Source organism: Microbacterium sp. SS28 (assembly GCF_022761035.1).
Lineage (GTDB): Bacteria > Actinomycetota > Actinomycetes > Actinomycetales > Microbacteriaceae > Microbacterium.
The window spans coordinates 65,397-83,713 of sequence record NZ_JAKWJP010000002.1 but is presented as its reverse complement, the minus strand read 5'-3'; the positions used below and the strand labels follow the sequence as shown (position 1 = coordinate 83,713).

Here is an 18,317-nt window from a genome sequence, read left to right as displayed (position 1 = left end):
CTTATGGCCGCGTTGGGACTCGTCTATGCGAGTAGCGTGAGTCGGATGCGAGACGTTCCGGGCGCCTGGCGGCGCACCGCTCAGGGCGCCGGCCTCATCGGCGCGGACGGAGTGGTCCGCCCCACCATCTTCGCCGAGATGAGCGCCCTCGCGGCGCAGACGGGCGCGATCAATCTCGGCCAGGGCTTCCCCGACGAGGACGGCCCTGCGGAGGTGCTCGAGGCGGCACGTGAGGCGATCGCACGCGGGGTCAACCAGTACCCGCCGGGGCGCGGCATCCCGGACCTGCTCGACGCCGTCGCCGAGCACCAGCGCCGGTTCTACCGTCTCGACCTGGATCCCGGCCGCGAGGTCCTCGTGACGGCGGGAGCGACCGAGGCGCTCACGGCGACTCTCCTCGCACTCATCGACGGACCTGACGACGAGATCGTCGTCTTCGAGCCCTTCTACGACTCGTACGCCGCCGTCGTGGCGCTGGCGGGAGCCCGTCTCGTGACGGTCCCGCTGCGCTGGCCCGACTTCCAGCCCGACCTCGACGAGCTGCGCGCCGCCGTGAGCGATCGCACGCGCATCATCCTCGTCAACGATCCGCACAATCCGACGGGAGCCGTCTTCTCGGCCGACGTGCGCGAGACGATCGTCGCGCTCGCACACCGCCACGACGCTGTGATCGTCACCGACGAGGTGTACGAGCACCTCGTCTTCGACGCACCGCACACCCCCATCGCGACGCTGCCGGGAGCGGCGGAGCGCACCGTGTCCATCTCGTCGGGCGGCAAGACTTTCTCGACGACGGGCTGGAAGATCGGCTGGGCGACGGGGCCCGCGGAGCTCATCGACGCGGTCCTCGCCGTCAAGCAGTGGCTCACCTATGTGAACGGCGCGCCCTTCCAGCCTGCGACGGCGACGGGTCTGCGTCTTCCCGACGACTACTTCACAGGAATCGCGGCGACCCTCCGGGGGAAGCGCGACGTGCTCGGGGAGGGCCTGGTCGCCGCGGGGTTCGCGGTCTCCCAGCCGGCGGGGTCGTACTTCACGGTGGCGGATGCCGCGCCCCTCGGCGCGACGGAGGGAGCGGAGTTCTGCCGCGCCCTCCCCCACCGGGCGGGCGTCGTCGCGATCCCGCTTACGGCCTTCGTGCGCCCGGAGTCCAGGTCGCGCTACGCGACGCTCGTCCGGTTCGCGGCGTGCAAGCGCGTCGAGGTGCTCGAGGACGCGGCATCCCGTCTCGCGACTCTCGCGGGCTGACTCTCAGTCCTTCGCGACGACCCGGAACCTGCGCAGGGCGAGCGCGGGATTGACGCGGCGCACGCGGTGAATGGACTCCGGGTCGAGTTCCGCGAGTGCGATGCCCGTCGCCGTGCCGACGGCCGCGACCACGACGCCCTGCGGGTCGATGATCATCGAGTGCCCGACCCCGAGCGGGGGCGGATGATCGGCGGCCGCGACGAACACCGTGTTCTCGATGGCCCGCGCTTCGAGCAGCGTGCGCCACTGATGCTCCTTGAGCGGTCCGCGCACCCACTCGGCCGGCACCAGGAGGACGTCGGCCCCCGCGTCGACCAGCAGTCGTGCGACCTCCGGGAAGCGCACGTCGTAACACGTCATGAGGCCGAATCGGAGTCCATCGACGTCGAAGGTCTCGGGAGCGTCGAGCTCGCCCGGCTCGACCCAGTCGGACTCCCGCTGCCCGAACGCGTCGTAGAGATGCAGCTTGCGGTACTTCGCGACGATGCCCGCCGCGTCGACGGCGACGACCGTGTTGCGCACGCGCCGCGGGTCGTCAGCCTGCTCGAGCATGCCCGCGACGACCACGACGCCGTGCGCGGACGCGAGACGCGTCAGTGCCTCCGTGAAAGGCCCGTCGAGCGGCTGCGCGTGAGCGGCGAGTGACTCGTCGAACGGATCGATGAAGCAGCTCGAGTACTCGGGGAGCACGACGACGCGCGCCCCCCGACGGGATGCCGTCGTGACGAGCTCCTCGATGAGGGCGAGGTTCGCGGCAGCGTCCGCGGTGGGCGCGAACTGCGCGACGGCGAGGGGAAGGGCGCTCACTGCGGGTCGTCCTCTCTGCGCTTCAATCGCATCGCGACGGGTGTCACAACCCACAGGACGACGATGACGAGCCCCAGCGTGATCGCGACGACGACGGCGGCGCCGTCGCTCACGACGATATCGAAGACGAACGCCACGACGCCGACCACGAGCACCGCGACGGTCACGAGAGCTGTGATGAGCGCGGCGTGCCCGTAGGCGACGACATCGGGCTTCATCCGCTGCCGGAAGACCACACGGTGGAGGGCGACCGGCGCCAGTGCGCAGATCGCGCTCAGCGCCGAGAGCACGATGAGGACGAGGTAGAACGTGCGCTGACCGTCGTTCAGATCCGCGAACGCCGGCTGGAAGGCGAGAGCCAGGAGGAAGCCCGTGAGGATCTGGCTGCCGGTCTGCAGCACGCGCAGCTCTTGAAGGACCTCGATCCAGTTGCGGTCGGCCCGCTCGGCAGGGCTCTCGTCCCTCCCGTCGCCGTTCGGATCGTGCGGGTGTGAGACGTCGCGGGAGTCGGGGTCGCGCGCGGATGTCATGGGTTCATGATCGCCCGGGCCGCGCAGACCGGGCAAGCGGACCCGCCTCGTTTCGACACCGCCCGAAATCCGTGCTAGTTTTACTTCTTGTGCCGCGGGGTGGAGCAGTTCGGTAGCTCGCTGGGCTCATAACCCAGAGGTCGCAGGTTCAAATCCTGTCCCCGCAACAAAAAGAGGAAGGCCCCGCGAAAGCGGGGCCTTCCTCTTTTCCACTTTGACCGGGACTTTCCTTGCGTTTCTCTCGAACCCGCGGGTGTTCACTCGGGGTCGAGCGCCGCGCTCAGCTCGAGCATGAATCGCGTGATTACCGTGAGTTCGTCGTCGCCGAACTGCTCGGTGACGCCGCGCATCGCCCGCAGCCGCTCGCCGAAGTGCTGATAGAACTCCGAGCGCGACGCGTCGGTCAGCACGACGATCCGCGCACGCCGGTCGTGCGGATGCGGGCGGCGCTCGAGATGCCCCGACAGCGTCAGTCGATCGAGGAGCTTCGTCGTGGAGGCGGTCGAGATGCGCAGATGATCCGCGAGGTCGTGTGGACTGACGGCCTGGCCGCGCTGCTCCCGCATGATCAGCATGCGGAGAGCGGCTATGTCCGTGGCGTTCATGTCCATGTCGCCCTTCATGCCGCTGTGCATGCGGTCCATGGCGTCCCCGAGAGCCCGGATGGCGCGCAGGACGTCCATGACGGCGAAATCCCGCGGGGTCTGAGGTTCCCAGCGTTGCGACATGTGGACACTCCTCTCCACCCGTTGTATCATCGGGCACACCAGTTCGCTAGATAGGCTAGCGAAAAAGGGAGGATTCACGTTGACCGATACCGATCATGTCGTCCTCCTGGACGACGACGGCCGAGAGATCGGCACGGCGCTCAAGAGCAGCGTGCACGGAACCGAGACGGCGCTCCATCTGGCATTCTCGTGCCACGTCGTCAATGCGGACGGTCACGTGCTCGTGACACGCCGCGCACTCGGCAAGACCACGTGGCCCGGAGTGTGGAGCAACTCGTTCTGCGGCCACCCTCGCCCCGCTGAGCCCGTCCTCTCGGCGGTCCGCCGCCGCGCCGACTACGAGCTCGGCATCACGCTCACCGACATCGAGCTCGCGCTCCCCCTCTTCCGCTACCGCGCCGTCGACGTCAACGGCATCGTCGAGCACGAGCTGTGCCCCGTCTACACGGCGCTCACGCACGATGAGCCCGTCCTCAACCCGCGTGAGGTCGTCGACGCGAAGTGGGTCGACCCGGATGACCTCGCTGCCTCGCTCGAGGCGACGCCGTGGGCGTTCAGCCCGTGGCTCGTGCTCCAGGCTCAGCAGCTCCACCTCTTCGACCGGACGTCGGCGGCCGAACGTCGACAAGCATCGTGATCGAGCTCGCGCCGGCCCCCTCCGCGGCGATCGACGGCGCGATCGATCAGGCCGTCGAGCGCATCCGCGCGCGGGCGCTCCAGCTGGGCGGCTCCTTCACGACGCTCGGCGACGCGATCGCGCGCGCGGCATCCGGTGGCAAGCGGCTCCGTCCGCTCCTCGTGGCGGCGACCTTCGAGGCGTGCGGCGGCACGCCCACGGCGCAGCCGGGTCTCTATCCCGTGGCCGCGGCATTCGAGCTGCTCCACACCGCCTTCGTCGTGCACGACGACGTCATCGACCACGACACGATGCGCCGCGGCATCCCGAACGTCGCGGGCGAGTTCCGTCTGCGCGCCCGGGAGCAGGGGGCGGATGCCGCGGGCGAGGCGCTCCTCGGCGATGCCGCCGCGATCCTCGCGGGGGATCTGCTCCTGCACGAGGCGTGCCGGCTCGTCGCCCTCGCCGACGTCCGGCCCGCGCAGCGCGAAGCTCTCCTCGCACTCATCGACGACGCCGTCTTCGTCTCGGCCGCGGGTGAGCTCGCCGACGTCGAGCATGCCGTCGCGAACGACCTCGCCGACCCCGATGCGCTGCTCGCGGCGGCGCACGACAAGACGGCGGTCTACTCCTTCACGGCACCGCTGTGCGCAGGCGCGGTGCTCGCCGACGCTCCCGAGTCGGTCCTCACCGCGTTGCGGCGGGCGGGCGGCCGTCTCGGCCTCGCGTTCCAGCTCGTCGACGACCTGATCGGCGCATTCGGCTCGACGGCGCAGGCCGGCCGCGAGCCCGGCGGCGATCTCCGCGAGGCCAAGCGCACGCCGCTCATCGGTCTCGCGCGGGATTCCGACTCGTGGACGCACGTGAGCGACGCCCTCGCCGTCGCGCACACGGGGCCCATCGCGGTCCGCGCCGCCCAGCGCGCCCTCGACGAGAGCGGCGCCCGCGCGCGGCTCCTGACGCTCATCGACGAGGCGCTCGAGGAGGCCCGCAGCGCGGCCGCCGACCCCGCTCTTCCCACCGCTGCCCGGTCGCTCGTCGACGAGCTCGCACAGGCCGTCTCGGAGCGTGTGCCGTGAACGACACGCGGTCTGCAGGCGGCGCGACAGGTCTCGAGCTCTACGACCGGACGGCCCAGGATGTCGCGGCCTCCGTCATAGCCGCCTACTCCACTTCGTTCGGTCTCGCGTCGCGGATGCTCGGACCCCGAGTCCGCCCGCACGTGCGCAACGTGTATGCGCTCGCCCGGATCGCGGACGAGATCGTCGACGGCCCTGCGGAGGCGGCGGGCCTCGACCACAGCGCCGAGCGTGACGTGCTCGACGAACTCGAGGTCGAGACGCTCACGGCGATCCGACGCGGCTTCAGCGCGAACCTCGTCGTGCACGCCTTCGCCCGCACGGCGCGAGAGTGCGGCATCGGAGCCGACTTGATCGGGCCCTTCTTCGCCTCGATGCGGACCGACATCGAAACCTCGAGCCACGATCTCGCGTCGCACGACGCATACGTGTACGGATCCGCCGAGGTCATCGGGCTCATGTGCCTGCAGGCGTTCGTCAACGCCGGTGCGTCGACTCCGCGGCAGCCCGAACCGGTGCTCGTCGAGGGTGCGCGGCGGCTCGGCGCGGCCTTCCAGGACGTCAACTTCCTGCGAGACCTCGACCACGACGCGAGCGCGCTCGGCCGCGACTACCTGGGCGCCTCTTCGCGTGCCGAGGTCCTCGCGCGCATCGACGCCGACCTCGCGTGCGCGGCGGCGGTCATCCCCCTCCTCCCCGCCGACTGCCGGCGTGCTGTCACCGCGGCGCACGACCTCTTCGAGGCCCTCGCCCGCCGGCTCCGCCGCGCGACGCCGTCGCGCACACGGGTGCGCGTGCCGAACCCGGTCAAGGCGGCTCTTGCCGCACGCGCGTGGCTCGGCTTCGCTCCCCGGGGCGTGCGCGCATGAGTCGCACGCGCAGTCCTCGCGAACCCGGTCGCGCCGTCGTCGTCGGCGGCGGCATCGCGGGCCTCGCATCAGCCGCGCTCCTCGGTTCCGAGGGGTGGGACGTCACCCTCGTCGAGGCTCGAGACGAGGTCGGTGGCCGCGCAGGCTCGTGGGAGTCGGAAGGATTCCGCTTCGACACGGGTCCGAGCTGGTACCTCATGCCCGAGGTCTTCGACCACTTCTTCCGGCTGCTGGGCACGACGGCGGCCGACGAGCTCGACCTCGTCCCGCTCACGCCCGCCTACCGCATCTACACCGAGGGAGAGGCATCCCCCCTCGACGTCGTATCGGGTCGGGATGCCGCGACGAGCCTCTTCGAGTCCGTCGAGCCCGGCGCGGGGAAGCGACTCGACGCCTACCTGGACTCGGCGGCTGACGCGTACGAGCTGTCGATCTCGCGCTTCCTGTACGACTCGTACGAGTCGACCGCAGGCTTGCGCGATCCCGAGCTGCTGCGCCGCCTGCCGCGTCTCGCACCGCTGCTGACCCGCACCCTCGCGTCGCACGTGGAGCGGCGGTTCGAGGATCTGCGACTGCGTCAGATCCTCGGCTACCCCGCGGTCTTCCTGGGCGGTTCGCCGTATGGCGTGCCGAGCCTGTACCACCTCATGAGCCACCTCGACCTCGACGAGGGTGTCCTCTACCCGCGGGGCGGTTTCGTCGAGATCATCCGCGCGGTCGAGCGTCTCGCCCGTGCACAGGGCGTCGTCATCGAGACCGGCACGGCGGTCGCCCAGATCCAGACAGAGGATGCTGTCGCCACCGGCATCCGCCTGGCGGACGGTCGCACGATCGAGGCGGACCTCGTCGTCTCCACCGCGGATCTGCACCACACCGAGACGCGCCTCCTGCCGCCCGAGCTGCAGACCTATCCGGAGCAGTGGTGGGATAAGCGCACCCCGAGCCCCGGGGCGCTCCTCCTGCTGCTGGGCGTCGAGGGAGAGCTGCCCGAGCTCTCGCACCACACGCTCCTGTTCACGCGCGACTGGCGCGAGAACTTCGAGCGCATCTTCGGGCGGGACAGCGGCATCCCCGATCCCGCATCGCTCTACATCTGCAAGCCCAGTGCGACGGATGACACGGTCGCGCCCGCGGGGCACGAGAACATCTTCGTCCTCGTCCCCGTCCCGGCCGACCCGCTGCTCGGCCGCGGCGGCGAGGACGGAGACGGCGACGCGCGCATCGAGAAGGCGGCGGACGCAGTCATCGCGCAGATCTCGCAGTGGTGCGGCATCCCGGATCTCGCGGAACGCATCGTCCTGCGCCGCACGATCGCCCCCGGCGACTTCGCGGCGGATCTGAACTCGTGGCGCGGCAACGCGCTCGGTCTCGCGCACACGCTGACCCAGAGCGCCGTCTTCCGACCTCGGAACGTCTCGTCGCGCGTCGACAGCCTCATGTACGCGGGCGGCTCTGCGCTGCCGGGGATCGGCCTGCCGATGTGTCTCATCTCGGCCGAGCTCGTCGTCAAGCGCCTGCGCGGCGACCGCTCCCCGGGACCGCTCGCCGAGCCGGTCGTGGCGCGGGTCTGACGTGCCGGGACTGTATCTGCTCGCGATCCTCATCTCGTTCGCCGGCATCGCCGTGCTCGACGTGCGCCTCAGGCTCGCGTTCCCCGTCGCCCCGGGTCGCACGGCGGGGGCTGTCGCGCTCGGCACGGCCTTCTTCCTCGTGTGGGATGCCGTCGGCATCGCTGCAGGCGTCTTCGTCAAAGGCACGAGCCCCCTGCTGCTCGGCATCGACCTCGCGCCGCACCTGCCCCTCGAGGAGCCCGTGTTCCTCGCGTTCCTCTGCTACCTCGGCCTCGTCACGTGGGCAGGGGCGCTCCGGATCGCTGAACGGCGCGCGGAAGCGGCGAAGGAGCAGGCGCCATGACGTACGCGCTGCTCATCATCCCGTTCGCCGTCGCGACCCTCGCCGTGACCCTCGCGACGCTCGGGCGGCCGCGGTTCGGCCGCAGGATGGCGGCCTCCGCGGTCGCGGCGCTCGTGCTCGTGGTCCTCACGGCGGTCTTCGACAACCTCATGATCGCGGCGGGCCTGTTCACGTATCCGGACGAGCACATCAGCGGCCTGCGGATCGGCCTCGCCCCGCTCGAGGACTTCTCGTACCCCGTGTGCGCCGCGTTCCTCGTGCCGGCCGTCTTCACCCTGCTGAGCCCCCGGAGAACCGCATGACCGCCGCCGAGCCGCTGCGCGCGGGCGCCGTCGCACGCACCCTGTTCGTGTCGTCGCGCCCCGTGAGCTGGATCAACACCGCCTACCCGTTCGCCGCGGCCTACCTCCTGACGACGCGGCAGATCGATCTCGTGCTCGTGATCGGCACGCTGTTCTTCCTCATCCCGTACAACCTCGCGATGTACGGCATCAACGACGTCTTCGACTACGAGTCCGACCTGCGCAATCCGCGCAAGGGCGGCGCGCACGGCGCGGTCCTGGACCGGCGTCTGCATCGCATCACTCTCTGGGCGGCGGGACTGTCGTGCGCTCCCTTCGTCGTGTTCCTCTTGCTCGCAGGCTCGCCCTCGTCGTGGATCGTCCTGGCCGCGAGCCTCTTCTTCGTCGTCTTCTACAGCGCACCCCCGCTGCGGCTGAAGGAGCGCCCGTTCGCCGACTCGATCACGAGCAGCATCCACTTCTTCTCCCCCGCCGTGTACGGCCTCGTGCTCGCAGGCGCGACGTGGACGTGGCAGCTCGGCGCTGTCATCCTCGCCTTCGCGCTGTGGGGCGTCGCCTCGCACGCGTTCGGAGCGGTGCAGGATGTCGTGGCCGACCGCGAGGCCGGCATCGCGTCGATCGCGACGGCGCGCGGCGCACGATGGACCGTCCGGTTCGCACTGGCGTGCTACGCCGCCGCGGGACTCGTCATGCTCGCGACGGCATGGCCCGGACCTCTCGCGGCCGCCCTCGCCCTGCCGTACCTCGCGACGGTCTGGCCGTTCCGCAGCATCACGGACGGGACGGCGGATGCCGCGACGCGCGGGTGGGATCGCTTCCTGTGGCTCAACCAGATCACGGGTTTCGGCGTCACGCTCCTGCTGATCTGGTACTGGCTCCTCACGAGCTGAGGCCGGGCGCATCGCGCGCCCGGCCTCAGCTTCGTGGATCCCTCAGGAGATCAGCGCGGACCGCTCAGGAGCCGCCGAGCTCGATGAGCTTCTCGACCGCCGCCGTGAGACGCGCGTCGGCCTCGCCGTAGGCCGCCCAGTCTCCGGCCTGGAGGGCCGCCTCGCGATCGAGCATGGCCTTCTGCGCGTCCTGGAGCGCGGCCTCGTACTCGTCGGCGGGAGGCGTCGGCTCGGTCGACGGCGAAGGCGTCGGCTCGGTCGGTGCGGGCGTCGGCTCGGTCGGCCCCGGAGTCGGCGTCACGTCACCGTCTCCGGCGTCCGCTCCCGAGTCTCCGCCGAAGAGGGCATCGAGGGCCTCGTTGAGCGTGTCCTCGAAGGCGACCTTGTTGCCGAACGAGACGAGCACCTTCTGCAGCGTCGGGAGCTTCGTGGCACCCGACGACTGGACGAAGACCGGCTGCACGTAGAGCAGTCCGCCGCCGACGGGGAGCGTCAGGAGGTTGCCGTTGAGGACGTCCGACTGGCCCTGTCTCAGGATGTTGATGAACGCCGACACCTGCGGATCCGCGTCGAACGTGTTCTGCACCTGGCCGGGACCGGGGACACTCGTGTCGGCGTTGATCACCAGCATCCGGAGCTTGCCGTAGTCGTCGGCCTTCACGCCGTCTGTGCCGCCCGCGTTGGAGTCGACCGCGAGATAGCCCATGAGCACGTTCCGGGTGTTCTCACCCGCCGGGATGAAGCTCGTGAACATCGAGTACGACGGCACCTCCTGCCCCGGCATCTGCATCGTCAGGTAGTACGGCGGCTGCAGGAAGTTGGGGTTCTGCGGGTCGTCCGGCGTCTTCCATGCGTTGTCGCGCTGGTAGAAGGACTGCGCGTCGTTGACGTGGTAGACGCCGAGCATCGCGCGCTGCGCCTTGAAGAGGTCGGTCGGGTAGCGGACGTGGCTCATGAGGTCGCCCGACATCTCGGAGATCGGCTTGAGCGTCGTGGGGTAGACCTTCTGCCATGCCTGCAGGATCGGGTCCTCTTCGTCCCACGCGTACAGCTTCACCGAGCCGTCGTACGCGTCGACCGTGGCCTTGACCGAGTTGCGGATGTAGTTGATGTTGTCCAGCGCGACGCGGGGCGCCTCGTTGTTCGCGTCGGCGATCGCCTGCGAGAGGCTCACGATCGTCGAGTACGGGTAGCTGTCGCTCGTCGTGTAGCCGTCCACGATCCAGACGATGCGGCCGTCCACGATGCTCGGGTACGGGTCCTTGTCGAGCTCGAGGTAGGGCGCGACCTTCTGCACGCGCTCGAGCGGATTGCGGTCGTAGAGGATCTGCGAATCCTCGTTGACGTAGTCCGAGAACAGGATCTGCTCGGACTGGAACTTGAGCGCGTAGATGAGCCGGTTGAAGACATTGCCGACACTCGGTCCGCCGTCGCCCTCGAAGGTCGTCTTGGTCTCGGTCGCGCCGTCCTCGCCCTCGGGGTAGTCCAGCTCGATCGGCGCCGTCGTCTTGGGCGCGCCGACGATCGAGTAGATCGGCGAGTCCTCGCCGAAGTAGACGCGCGGCTCGAACTTCTCCTGCGTCGTCAGGACGCCGGTGGCGGGGATGCCGCGCTCGATGAAGACGGGGTTGCCGTCGGTCGTGCGGTCGTTGCCCTTGGCGGCGACGAGGCCGTAGCCGTGCGTGTAGACGAGGGTCGTGTTCTGCCAGGATGCCGCGTTGCCGAGCTGACTCACGTCGAGCTCGCGCACCGAGACGACAGTGTCCTGCGAGACGCCGTCGATGTCGTAGCGGTCGACATCGAGCGGGTCGGCGAACTGGTAGTACGAGCGGAACTGCTCGAGCTGCTTGACGGTCGGGCTGATGATCGCGGGATCCATGATGCGGATCTGCGCCGTCGTGGCGGCATCGGCGCGCAGCTGGCCGGGCTCGGCGTCCGTCGTCGCGGTGTAGTCGCTCTTGTCGAGGCCGTCGATGCCGTACGCATCCTGGGTCATGTCGATCCCGCGCTGGTAGTACGGCTCTTCCAGGGCGAACTGGTTGGGGCGCACCTGGAACGTGTTGAGCACCCACGGGTAGGCGATGCCGAGCACGATCGACGAGACCAGGAGCAGGCCCGTCGCGATGAGGGGGTAGCGCCAGCGGCCGATGATCGCGGTGACGAAGAACAGCACGCCCACGAGGATCGCGACGATCGAGAGGATCGTGAGCCCGGGGATCACGGCGTGCGTGCCGACGTAACCCGGACCGACGATGCGGTCACCCGGCTCGATGAGCGTCTTGTAGCGGTCGAGCCACAGGCTCGCCGCCTGCACGAGCAGATAGACGCCCGCCAGCACGGCAACCTGGATGCGCGCGGACTTCGAGATGCGCAGCTCGCGCTGGCCCACACGGACCGAGCCGTACAGATACGACACGAGCGCCGTCACGAGCAGGCAGACCAGCAGGACAGCCGACACGAATCCGAGGAGCGTGCTGTAGAAGGGCATCGCGAACAGGTAGAAGCCCGTGTCGAGGCCGAACTGCGGGTCTTTCGTGGAGGTCGCGACGCCGTTCAGCCACAGCCACGTGGTCTCCCACTGGGCCGATGCGGCGAAGCCGGCGAAGAAGCCGAAGAAGATCGGGATGCCCCACATCGCGAGGCGACGGAGCGGCTCGACGACCTCCTGGTAGCGGTCCAGCTGCGAGCTCAGCCGCGCGTACACGGGGCGCAGGCGGTACGCCAGCTGGATCGAGAGCCAGACGGGAACCGCCATGCCGAAGAATCCGACCGCGAACATGACGATCCTCGCGACCCACTGGGTCACGAGTACGGACTGGAATCCCAGCTGCTCGAACCAGAGCCAATCGGCGAACAGGTTCGCGAAGATGAAGAAGGCCACCACGAGGGCGGCGATGATCGCGAACGATATTGCCAGAACGCGGCGGGTGCGGGAGGGTGTGGCCGGGCTCGGCGCAGACGTCGTGGTCACCGTCTCATCCTAGGTGCGCCGCTCAGGGGTGACGCCGCGTCCGCGCTGGGCGAACCCTCAGAGTTGTCTGGGCCCAGGCGGCGTCGGTGAGCTGGTCGGCGGTGTCAGGACGTACCCTTCGATACGGCGGCTGCGCCGCCTACTCAGGAACCACAGGTCGGGAGCGCGTCGAGGTCGCCGTCCTCGCGGATCGCCTCGAGGGCCGCGAGCGAGTCGTCCAGATCCTCGACCGAGAAGACCCGGAGGCCGTCCGGGACGTGACCGACGACCTCGTCGCAGTTCGACGCGGGAGCCAGGAACCAGTCCGCGCCTGCGCCGACCGCGCCCCACATCTTCTGGCGGATGCCGCCGATGGGGCCGACCGTGCCGTCCGACGCGATGGTCCCGGTGCCCGCGACGTTCTCGCCGCCGTTGAGGTTGCCGGGCGTCAGGGTGTCGATGATCCCCAGCGCGAACATCATGCCGGCGGAAGGCCCGCCGACATTGTCGATCTGGATCGTGACGTCGATGGGGAACTCGAAATCGCTCAGGAGACGGATGCCGAGCAGCCACACGGTCTCGCCGTCGACGGTCGACTCGGCAGGCGTGACCTCGACAGTCTGCTCCGCACCGTCGCGCTCGATCTTCAGTTCGACGGCCGCGCCGCCGCCGGCGTTGACGATCTCGCGCAGCTGATCGGCGCTCGTGAGCACCTCGCCGTCGGCCTCGAGGAGCACATCGCCCTCCTGAAGGACGCCGGTCGCTGCGGAGCCGTCCATGAGCGAGTGCACCGAGATCTGCGAGACGACGTCGTAGCCGAGCTCGGTGAGCGCGGCCGCCGTCGCCTCTTTCTGGGAATCGACCATGAGCGCGCTGCTCTCCTTCTCGCGATCTTCGGTGGTCTGCCCCTGGGGGAAGATCGCGTCGATCGGGAGGACGGCGCGCGTCGGGTCGAACCACGCGGTCGCGAGCTCGGGCCACGACGGCGTGCGCTCGCGGTTGCCGACGACCTGCACGGTCAGCAGGTCGAGCGCGCCGTCGGTGGGGTACGTCTCGGCACCCTCAACCGCGATGAGCGGCACTTCCTCTCCATCGGCCGAGGTCGCGGTGCCGAGCGTGTTGTAGACGGGACCGGGACGCTGGATGACGTAGGCCGTCGGCAGGAAGGTCAGCACGAGCAGGATCACCATGGCGATCGCGAGCGCCCACACGCCGATCAGGGCGGACCTGGTCATGCGCCGCCGCGGGGCGGGCGCGATCGTCACGTTCTCGTCGAACAGCGCCACGGCAGGCCTTTCTCGGGGGAACTCGTCAGTCGTTCGCGACCGGCGTACAGCGAGAGGTGTTCCGGGCGGGGAGTGCGAGGATGCGTGCCACTAGCGTAGAACGCGAGGTCATGAACCGGCTGAAAGGCGGCTGAAGTGCCAGAGGACGATCGCAGCCCGGAAGAGGAGTTCCAGGAACTCATCAGGCAGCTGTTCGGAGCCGGTGCCGAGGGCATCGATCCCGAGCAGCTCTCGCGGCTGACGGGCATGGGCATCGATCCCGCCACGATGCAGACGCTCATGCAGCAGCTCCAGGGCGCGTTCGCCGGCGGCGGTGAGATCCAGTGGGACCTCGCCCAGCGGCAGGCCCTGCACCTCGCCAACCAGGACGGCCTGGGGGTGACCGCGGGCCAGCGCACCGACTTCGATCAGGCGTTCGCCCTCGCGGCGCTGTGGCTGAGCGAGGCGACGACGATCTCGGAGCTCGCCCAGCCTCCGCAGGTGCTCACCCGCGGCGCATGGGTCGAGGCGACCCTCCCGGTATGGCAGGAGCTCGCCGAGCCCGTCGCGACGAGCATCGCCGACGCCCTCACATCGGCGCTGAGCGATCAGGCGCCCGACGACATGCAGGGGCTCATCCAGGGCGCGGGCCGTCTCATGCGCACGGTCGGCGGCTCGCTGTTCGCGACACAGCTCGGACACGTCGTCGGCCGGCTCTCACTCGAGGTCGTCAGTGGCGGCGACGTGGGAATCCCCGTCATGCCGGACGGCGAGGCCGCGATCCTCCCCCAGAACTTCGCGGACTTCGGTCGCGATCTCGAGATCCCGGACGACCAGCTCGGCCTCTACATCGCGACGCGCGAGCTCGCGCACGCCCGGCTCTTCCGCCACGCGCGGTGGCTGCGGCTGCACGTCATCACGCAGGTGACCGAATTCGCGCGCGGCACGCACGTCGACACCGAGGCCCTCGAGGACCTCGCGTCGCGCTTCAACCCGTCCGAGCCCGAGGAGCTCCGCCGCGCGCTCGAGAGCGGCGCGCTGCTGCCGGCGCGCTCCGAGGCGCAGACGCAGGCGCTCACGAAGCTCGAGAACCTGCTCGCGACGATCGAGGGCTGGGTCGACGTCGTGACGACGGATGCCACGAGCCGGCTGCCTTCGGCCGAGCGCATCGGTGAGGCCGTGCGCCGGCGCCGCGCCGTCGGCGGCCCCGCCGAGCAGGCGCTCGGCTCGCTCGTGGGTCTCGAGCTGCGGCCGCGCCGCATGCGCGAGGCCGCCGCGATGTGGCGTGCCGTGACGGATGCCGTCGGCCCCGCCGCGCGCGACGCCCTGTGGGACTACCCCGACCTCATGCCGACGTCCGAGGACATCGACGACCCCGCCGCGCTCGTCGCGCGGCTGCAGGCCCGTGCCCGCGGCGAAGAGCCCGCGCGCGACGCGTTCGACGACGCCCTCGAGGCGCTCCTGTCCGGGAAGACCGGCGACGCCCCCGAGGGCGGTTCCGAGGACGGTCCCGCCGAGGACGGTCCCACCGACCCCGAGGACGAGCGCCCCGTCTGATCCTGTCCTCTCCTCCCCAGGGTGCGGGCCGGCACGTACGCCGGTGCACATCCTGTGGAGGAGCGTTCCGGTCGCGCACACGCCGAGATGATCGGGGGATGCTGCGCCTCGACCCCGCTCACCCTCCGCTGTGGCGGGATGCCACGACCCTGCAGTTCGGTCTGGAGCCCGTCGCGATCGTCGACGTCTCGGAGCCGTGGCAGGAGCGGCTCGTGCGCGAACTCGAGCGCGGGATCCCGCCCGCGGGCCTCGAAGCGGTCGGCAGCGCGGTGGGCGCGCCGGACGGCGCCGTGGGTGTCTTCGTCCGACGCCTCTCGCGTGCGCTCGCGACCGAACGCCCCGCGCCGCCCTCCTGCGTCCTGATGCTCACGGCCGAGCGCGACGATTCGGCGCTCGTCGGGCACCTCCGCGATGCCCTCGAGGCGGCGGGGTTCGCCTCCGCCCGTGAGCCGTGGAGCAGGACCGAAGCCACGGGGGACACCCCCGTCATCCTCGTGGCGCACCATGTCGTCGATCCCCGCAGCGCGGCGCTGCTGCTCGGGCGCGACATCCCGCACCTGCCGGTCGTCTTCAGCGGCACGAGCGTCGAGATCGGGCCCTTCGTGCGTCCCGGGCTCACGCCGTGTCTCGCGTGCGTCGCAGCCCATCGGCGCGACGCCGACGACGCGTGGCCTCAGCTCGCCTCGCAGCTGCTGGGCCGCCGCGCGCCCCACGTGTCGGCGGCTGCGGCGTGGGAGGGCGGGCTGGCGGCCGCCCACATGCTCACGGACGCGGCGCGCCACCCCGGGCGCCGGATTGCGCATTCGCTGACGGTGCGCGCCGAGACCGGGGCGCGGACGACGCGGACGCATCGCCCGCACGTAGCATGTCGCTGCCGATCTCTCGGAGGAATCGCGACGGCGCGCGTCCACGAGATCCCGGTGACCACGAGAGCGACAGCGTACGCGCGGCCCGCGTGATGCCGACGTACGCGAGCCGGCGCTCCTCGTCGACCTGCTCGAATGTCGTCGCATAGCCGATCGGAAGCAGCCCTTCGGCGAGCCCGACGAGGTGGACGTGGTCCCATTCGAGTCCCTTGGCCGCATGCAGCGTTGCGAGCGTCACGGTGCGCAGCGACGGCTCGTCGTGCGACTTGGCCCGCGCCAGCAGGTCGTCGGTGAACGCGCGCAGGCTCGTGCCCTGCGGCGCCTCCTCGGCGAGGCGCAGGATCGCCGCGCGGGCCTCCCACGCATCCCGCAGCGCGCCGCCGGCCTGAGGCGGCTCCTCCGTGAGCCCGAGCGAGCGCAGCACGTCGCGCACCGCGCCGAGGAACCCGCTCTCGAGCGGCGCGACCGAGGCTCCACGCAGCGCCATGAGCGCCTGACGGACCTCCGGGATGTCGAAGAACCGCTTGCCGCCGAGCACCGACGAAGCGATGCCGGCATCTGCGAGCGCCCGGACGAACTCGGCCGACTGCGCATGCGCGCGGTAGAGGATCGCGACGCGCCGAGGATCGGTTCCCGCATCGAGCTGCACGCGGATCCTGGCCGCGACGCCGCGTGCCTCGGCCTCGTCGTCGTTGTACCCCGTGACCGTCGGGAGACCCTCACGGGCGGGTGCATCCGGGCGCGGCGCGCGCGCTGCCGACAGTACGAGCGCGCCGGGGCGGTCGCGCATGAGGGCGTTAGCGACACCCAGGATCGGGGCATCCGATCGATGGTTCTTCTCGAGTCTGACGACTTTGGCGCCCTCGTGGTGCTGCGCGAACTCGAGGAGGTAGCGCGCGTCGGCGCCCGCGAAGGAGTACACCGTCTGACTCGCATCGCCGACGACGCAGAGGTCGCGCCGATCGCCGAGCCACAGACCGAGCAGCCGGTGCTGCAGCGGCGAGACATCCTGGAACTCATCGACCGTGAAGTGGCGGTACTGCTCCCGGACGGCGCGCGAGACCTGGGGCTCGGCCTCGAGCATGCCCGCGCACGCGAGCAGGACGTCCTCGAAGTCGAGCTGGCGACGCTCGTCCTTGAGCTTCTCGTACGCGCGGTGCAGCTCGGCGACGCGGCTCGCCTCGAGGCGTCCGACGCCCTCTGGGCGTGACGCGGTGTAGGCGTCGATGCTGCGCAGCGTCACCTTGCGCCACTCGATGCCGCTCGCGACGTCGCGGAGCGTCGCGACATCCGGATCGATGCCGATTCCGTCGGCCGCGTGCGCGAGCATGCGCACCTTGTTGTCGATGATGCCGGGCATCGTGTCGCCCGCGAGGGTGGGCCAGAAGTAGTTGAGCTGGGCGAGGGCCGCCGCGTGGAACGTGCGCGCCGAGACGCCCTCGATGCCGAGTCCGCGCAGGCGCGAGCGCATCTCGCCCGCGGCCTTCGCCGTGAAGGTGACGGCCATGACGCGCCCGGGCGAGTATGCGCCGGTGTCGATGCCGTGCGCGATGCGACGCGTGATGACGCGCGTCTTCCCGGTGCCCGCGCCAGCGAGCACCACGACAGGTCCGCGCAGCGTCGTCGCCGCCTCACGCTGCTGCTCGTCGAGCCCCTCGAGCGCCCGGTCCGTCATTCCGCCCCCGCGTGCCAGTCCGAGATGAGGCGGTGCGCGATGGAGGCCGGCCCGGGCAGAAGTACGTCGCCCTCGCCCGCGAGGCCGGCGCCGATCTCGTCGCGCGTGAACCACCGGACCGCCGCGATCTCGTCGAGGTCGGGGCGCGCCGCGGCGTCTTCGAGCGCCGTCGCGAAGAATCCGAGCATGAGCGAACGGGGGTAGGGCCACGCCTGCGAGCCGCGGTACTGCAGCGAGGCGACCTCGACGCCCGACTCCTCGCGCACTTCCCGCACGACCGCGGCCTCGAGCGACTCCCCCGCCTCGGCGAAGCCGGCGAAGCATGAGTACCTGTCCGCGCCCCACGCCGCGTTCGACCCGAGCAGCAGCAGATCGGGGTCCTGCGCGCTCGTCACGGCGACGATGACGGCGGGATCCGTGCGCGGGAAGTGCTCTCGACCGCAGTCCGGGCAGTGACGTGACCAGCCCGCGCCGCGCAGTTCTGTCCGTGCGCCGCATGCGGGGCAGAACGGCGCTTCCAGGAGCCACCGGCCGAGGCTCAGCGCCTCGACGAAGAGGCCCGCCTCGTCCCTGGACAGATCGCCGCCCACGGCGCGGAGGCCCGCCCAGCGGCCGGGCGCCGAGAACGGGGCGGATGCGTCGGCCCCGAAGGTCGCGGAGAGGACGGCGACGCCATCGGCATCGCGTCCGAGGAAGGCCCACTCTGCCGATGCCGGCACATCGCCGGGTGCAGCGAAATGCAACGCAGGACGGTCGGTGGCTGCGAGCGGCGCGGCATCCCCGTGCAGGACGAGCACGCGGGTCGCGGCATCCGCTCGCAGACGCTCGATCAGGCCGTCGGCGGAGCGCTCCTCCGCGGCACGGTCGAGGCCCGGTGCGGACAGAGCGGGGCGAGTGCGTCCGGGCGTGGTCATCCAGCACCTCTCTGGTGGTCGGCGGCGGTAGGACACCGGCGGGCCGGCGGGCTCAGCGCACCCGGGCGTGGCGTCAGGATGGGCGGCGACGGCCGACCTACCCTGGG

The 18,317-nt window shown here is 70.5% G+C and carries 16 protein-coding genes and 1 tRNA gene; 10 read left to right on the top strand and 7 right to left on the bottom strand.

Going from position 1 to position 18,317, the window contains the following annotated elements; genetic code table 11:
- Positions 1-45: 45 nt before the first annotated feature.
- The gene (locus MJ607_RS05665) at positions 46-1,248 is read left to right on the top strand and encodes an aminotransferase class I/II-fold pyridoxal phosphate-dependent enzyme (protein ID WP_243074605.1); all 1,203 of its coding nucleotides are present in this window, start codon (positions 46-48) and stop codon (positions 1,246-1,248) included.
- A gap of 3 nt (positions 1,249-1,251) precedes the next feature.
- Here MJ607_RS05665 and MJ607_RS05660 read toward each other — a convergent pair whose 3' ends face one another.
- Both MJ607_RS05660 and MJ607_RS05655 read right to left on the bottom strand, forming a co-directional pair.
- Entirely contained in the window at positions 1,252-2,055 is an 804-nt protein-coding gene (locus MJ607_RS05660; RefSeq protein WP_243074604.1) for a carbon-nitrogen hydrolase family protein, read from the bottom strand.
- Positions 2,052-2,585 (bottom strand): DUF6328 family protein, encoded by a 534-nt coding sequence (locus tag MJ607_RS05655; RefSeq protein ID WP_243074603.1) that lies wholly within the window; start codon positions 2,583-2,585, stop codon positions 2,052-2,054. The genes MJ607_RS05660 and MJ607_RS05655 overlap by 4 nt, the downstream gene beginning before the upstream one ends.
- 93 nt (positions 2,586-2,678) lie before the next feature.
- Here MJ607_RS05655 and MJ607_RS05650 point away from each other — a divergent pair.
- Positions 2,679-2,752: transfer RNA gene (locus tag MJ607_RS05650), tRNA-Met, on the top strand.
- A gap of 90 nt (positions 2,753-2,842) precedes the next feature.
- Here MJ607_RS05650 and MJ607_RS05645 read toward each other — a convergent pair.
- Complete coding sequence (locus tag MJ607_RS05645) at positions 2,843-3,313, bottom strand: MarR family winged helix-turn-helix transcriptional regulator (RefSeq protein WP_243074602.1); 471 nt, start codon at positions 3,311-3,313, stop codon at positions 2,843-2,845.
- A 79-nt stretch (positions 3,314-3,392) separates the two neighbouring features.
- Between MJ607_RS05645 and idi the strand changes: the two genes are divergently transcribed.
- The 7 genes from idi to MJ607_RS05610 are packed head-to-tail and all read left to right on the top strand — an operon-like array spanning position 3,393 to position 8,983.
- The gene (gene idi / locus MJ607_RS05640) at positions 3,393-3,950 is read left to right on the top strand and encodes an isopentenyl-diphosphate Delta-isomerase (protein WP_243074601.1); all 558 of its coding nucleotides are present in this window, start codon (positions 3,393-3,395) and stop codon (positions 3,948-3,950) included.
- Entirely contained in the window at positions 3,947-5,008 is a 1,062-nt protein-coding gene (locus MJ607_RS05635) for a polyprenyl synthetase family protein (protein WP_243074600.1), read from the top strand. Before idi ends, MJ607_RS05635 begins: the two co-directional genes overlap by 4 nt.
- Entirely contained in the window at positions 5,005-5,877 is an 873-nt protein-coding gene (locus tag MJ607_RS05630) for a squalene/phytoene synthase family protein (RefSeq protein ID WP_243074599.1), read from the top strand. The genes MJ607_RS05635 and MJ607_RS05630 overlap by 4 nt, the downstream gene beginning before the upstream one ends.
- On the top strand, positions 5,874-7,448 hold the full coding sequence (gene crtI, locus MJ607_RS05625) for a phytoene desaturase family protein (RefSeq protein WP_243074598.1): 1,575 nt from the start codon (positions 5,874-5,876) through the stop codon (positions 7,446-7,448). Before MJ607_RS05630 ends, crtI begins: the two co-directional genes overlap by 4 nt.
- A 1-nt stretch (position 7,449) precedes the next feature.
- Entirely contained in the window at positions 7,450-7,791 is a 342-nt protein-coding gene (locus tag MJ607_RS05620; protein WP_243074597.1) for a lycopene cyclase domain-containing protein, read from the top strand.
- Positions 7,788-8,093: a lycopene cyclase domain-containing protein gene (locus MJ607_RS05615; RefSeq protein ID WP_243074596.1), complete on the top strand. Its 306-nt coding sequence runs from the start codon at positions 7,788-7,790 to the stop codon at positions 8,091-8,093. Before MJ607_RS05620 ends, MJ607_RS05615 begins: the two co-directional genes overlap by 4 nt.
- On the top strand, positions 8,090-8,983 hold the full coding sequence (locus tag MJ607_RS05610) for a prenyltransferase (RefSeq protein ID WP_243074595.1): 894 nt from the start codon (positions 8,090-8,092) through the stop codon (positions 8,981-8,983). The genes MJ607_RS05615 and MJ607_RS05610 overlap by 4 nt, the downstream gene beginning before the upstream one ends.
- Before the next feature lie 64 nt (positions 8,984-9,047).
- Here the strand turns inward: MJ607_RS05610 and MJ607_RS05605 are convergent, their stop codons facing one another.
- Entirely contained in the window at positions 9,048-11,954 is a 2,907-nt protein-coding gene (locus tag MJ607_RS05605; RefSeq protein ID WP_243074594.1) for a UPF0182 family protein, read from the bottom strand.
- A 143-nt stretch (positions 11,955-12,097) separates the two neighbouring features.
- Positions 12,098-13,219 (bottom strand): S16 family serine protease, encoded by a 1,122-nt coding sequence (locus MJ607_RS05600; RefSeq protein ID WP_243074593.1) that lies wholly within the window; start codon positions 13,217-13,219, stop codon positions 12,098-12,100.
- A 135-nt stretch (positions 13,220-13,354) separates the two neighbouring features.
- On the opposite strand from MJ607_RS05600, the gene MJ607_RS05595 reads away from it, so the two are divergent.
- On the top strand, positions 13,355-14,755 hold the full coding sequence (locus MJ607_RS05595; RefSeq protein ID WP_243074592.1) for a zinc-dependent metalloprotease: 1,401 nt from the start codon (positions 13,355-13,357) through the stop codon (positions 14,753-14,755).
- A 762-nt stretch (positions 14,756-15,517) separates the two neighbouring features.
- Here MJ607_RS05595 and MJ607_RS05590 read toward each other — a convergent pair.
- Together MJ607_RS05590 and nudC are read right to left on the bottom strand one after the other, a co-directional pair.
- Complete coding sequence (locus MJ607_RS05590) at positions 15,518-17,296, bottom strand: ATP-dependent helicase (protein ID WP_243074591.1); 1,779 nt, start codon at positions 17,294-17,296, stop codon at positions 15,518-15,520.
- Complete coding sequence (nudC, locus tag MJ607_RS05585; RefSeq protein ID WP_243074590.1) at positions 17,293-18,210, bottom strand: NAD(+) diphosphatase; 918 nt, start codon at positions 18,208-18,210, stop codon at positions 17,293-17,295. Before nudC ends, MJ607_RS05590 begins: the two co-directional genes overlap by 4 nt.
- Positions 18,211-18,317 lie beyond the last annotated feature (107 nt).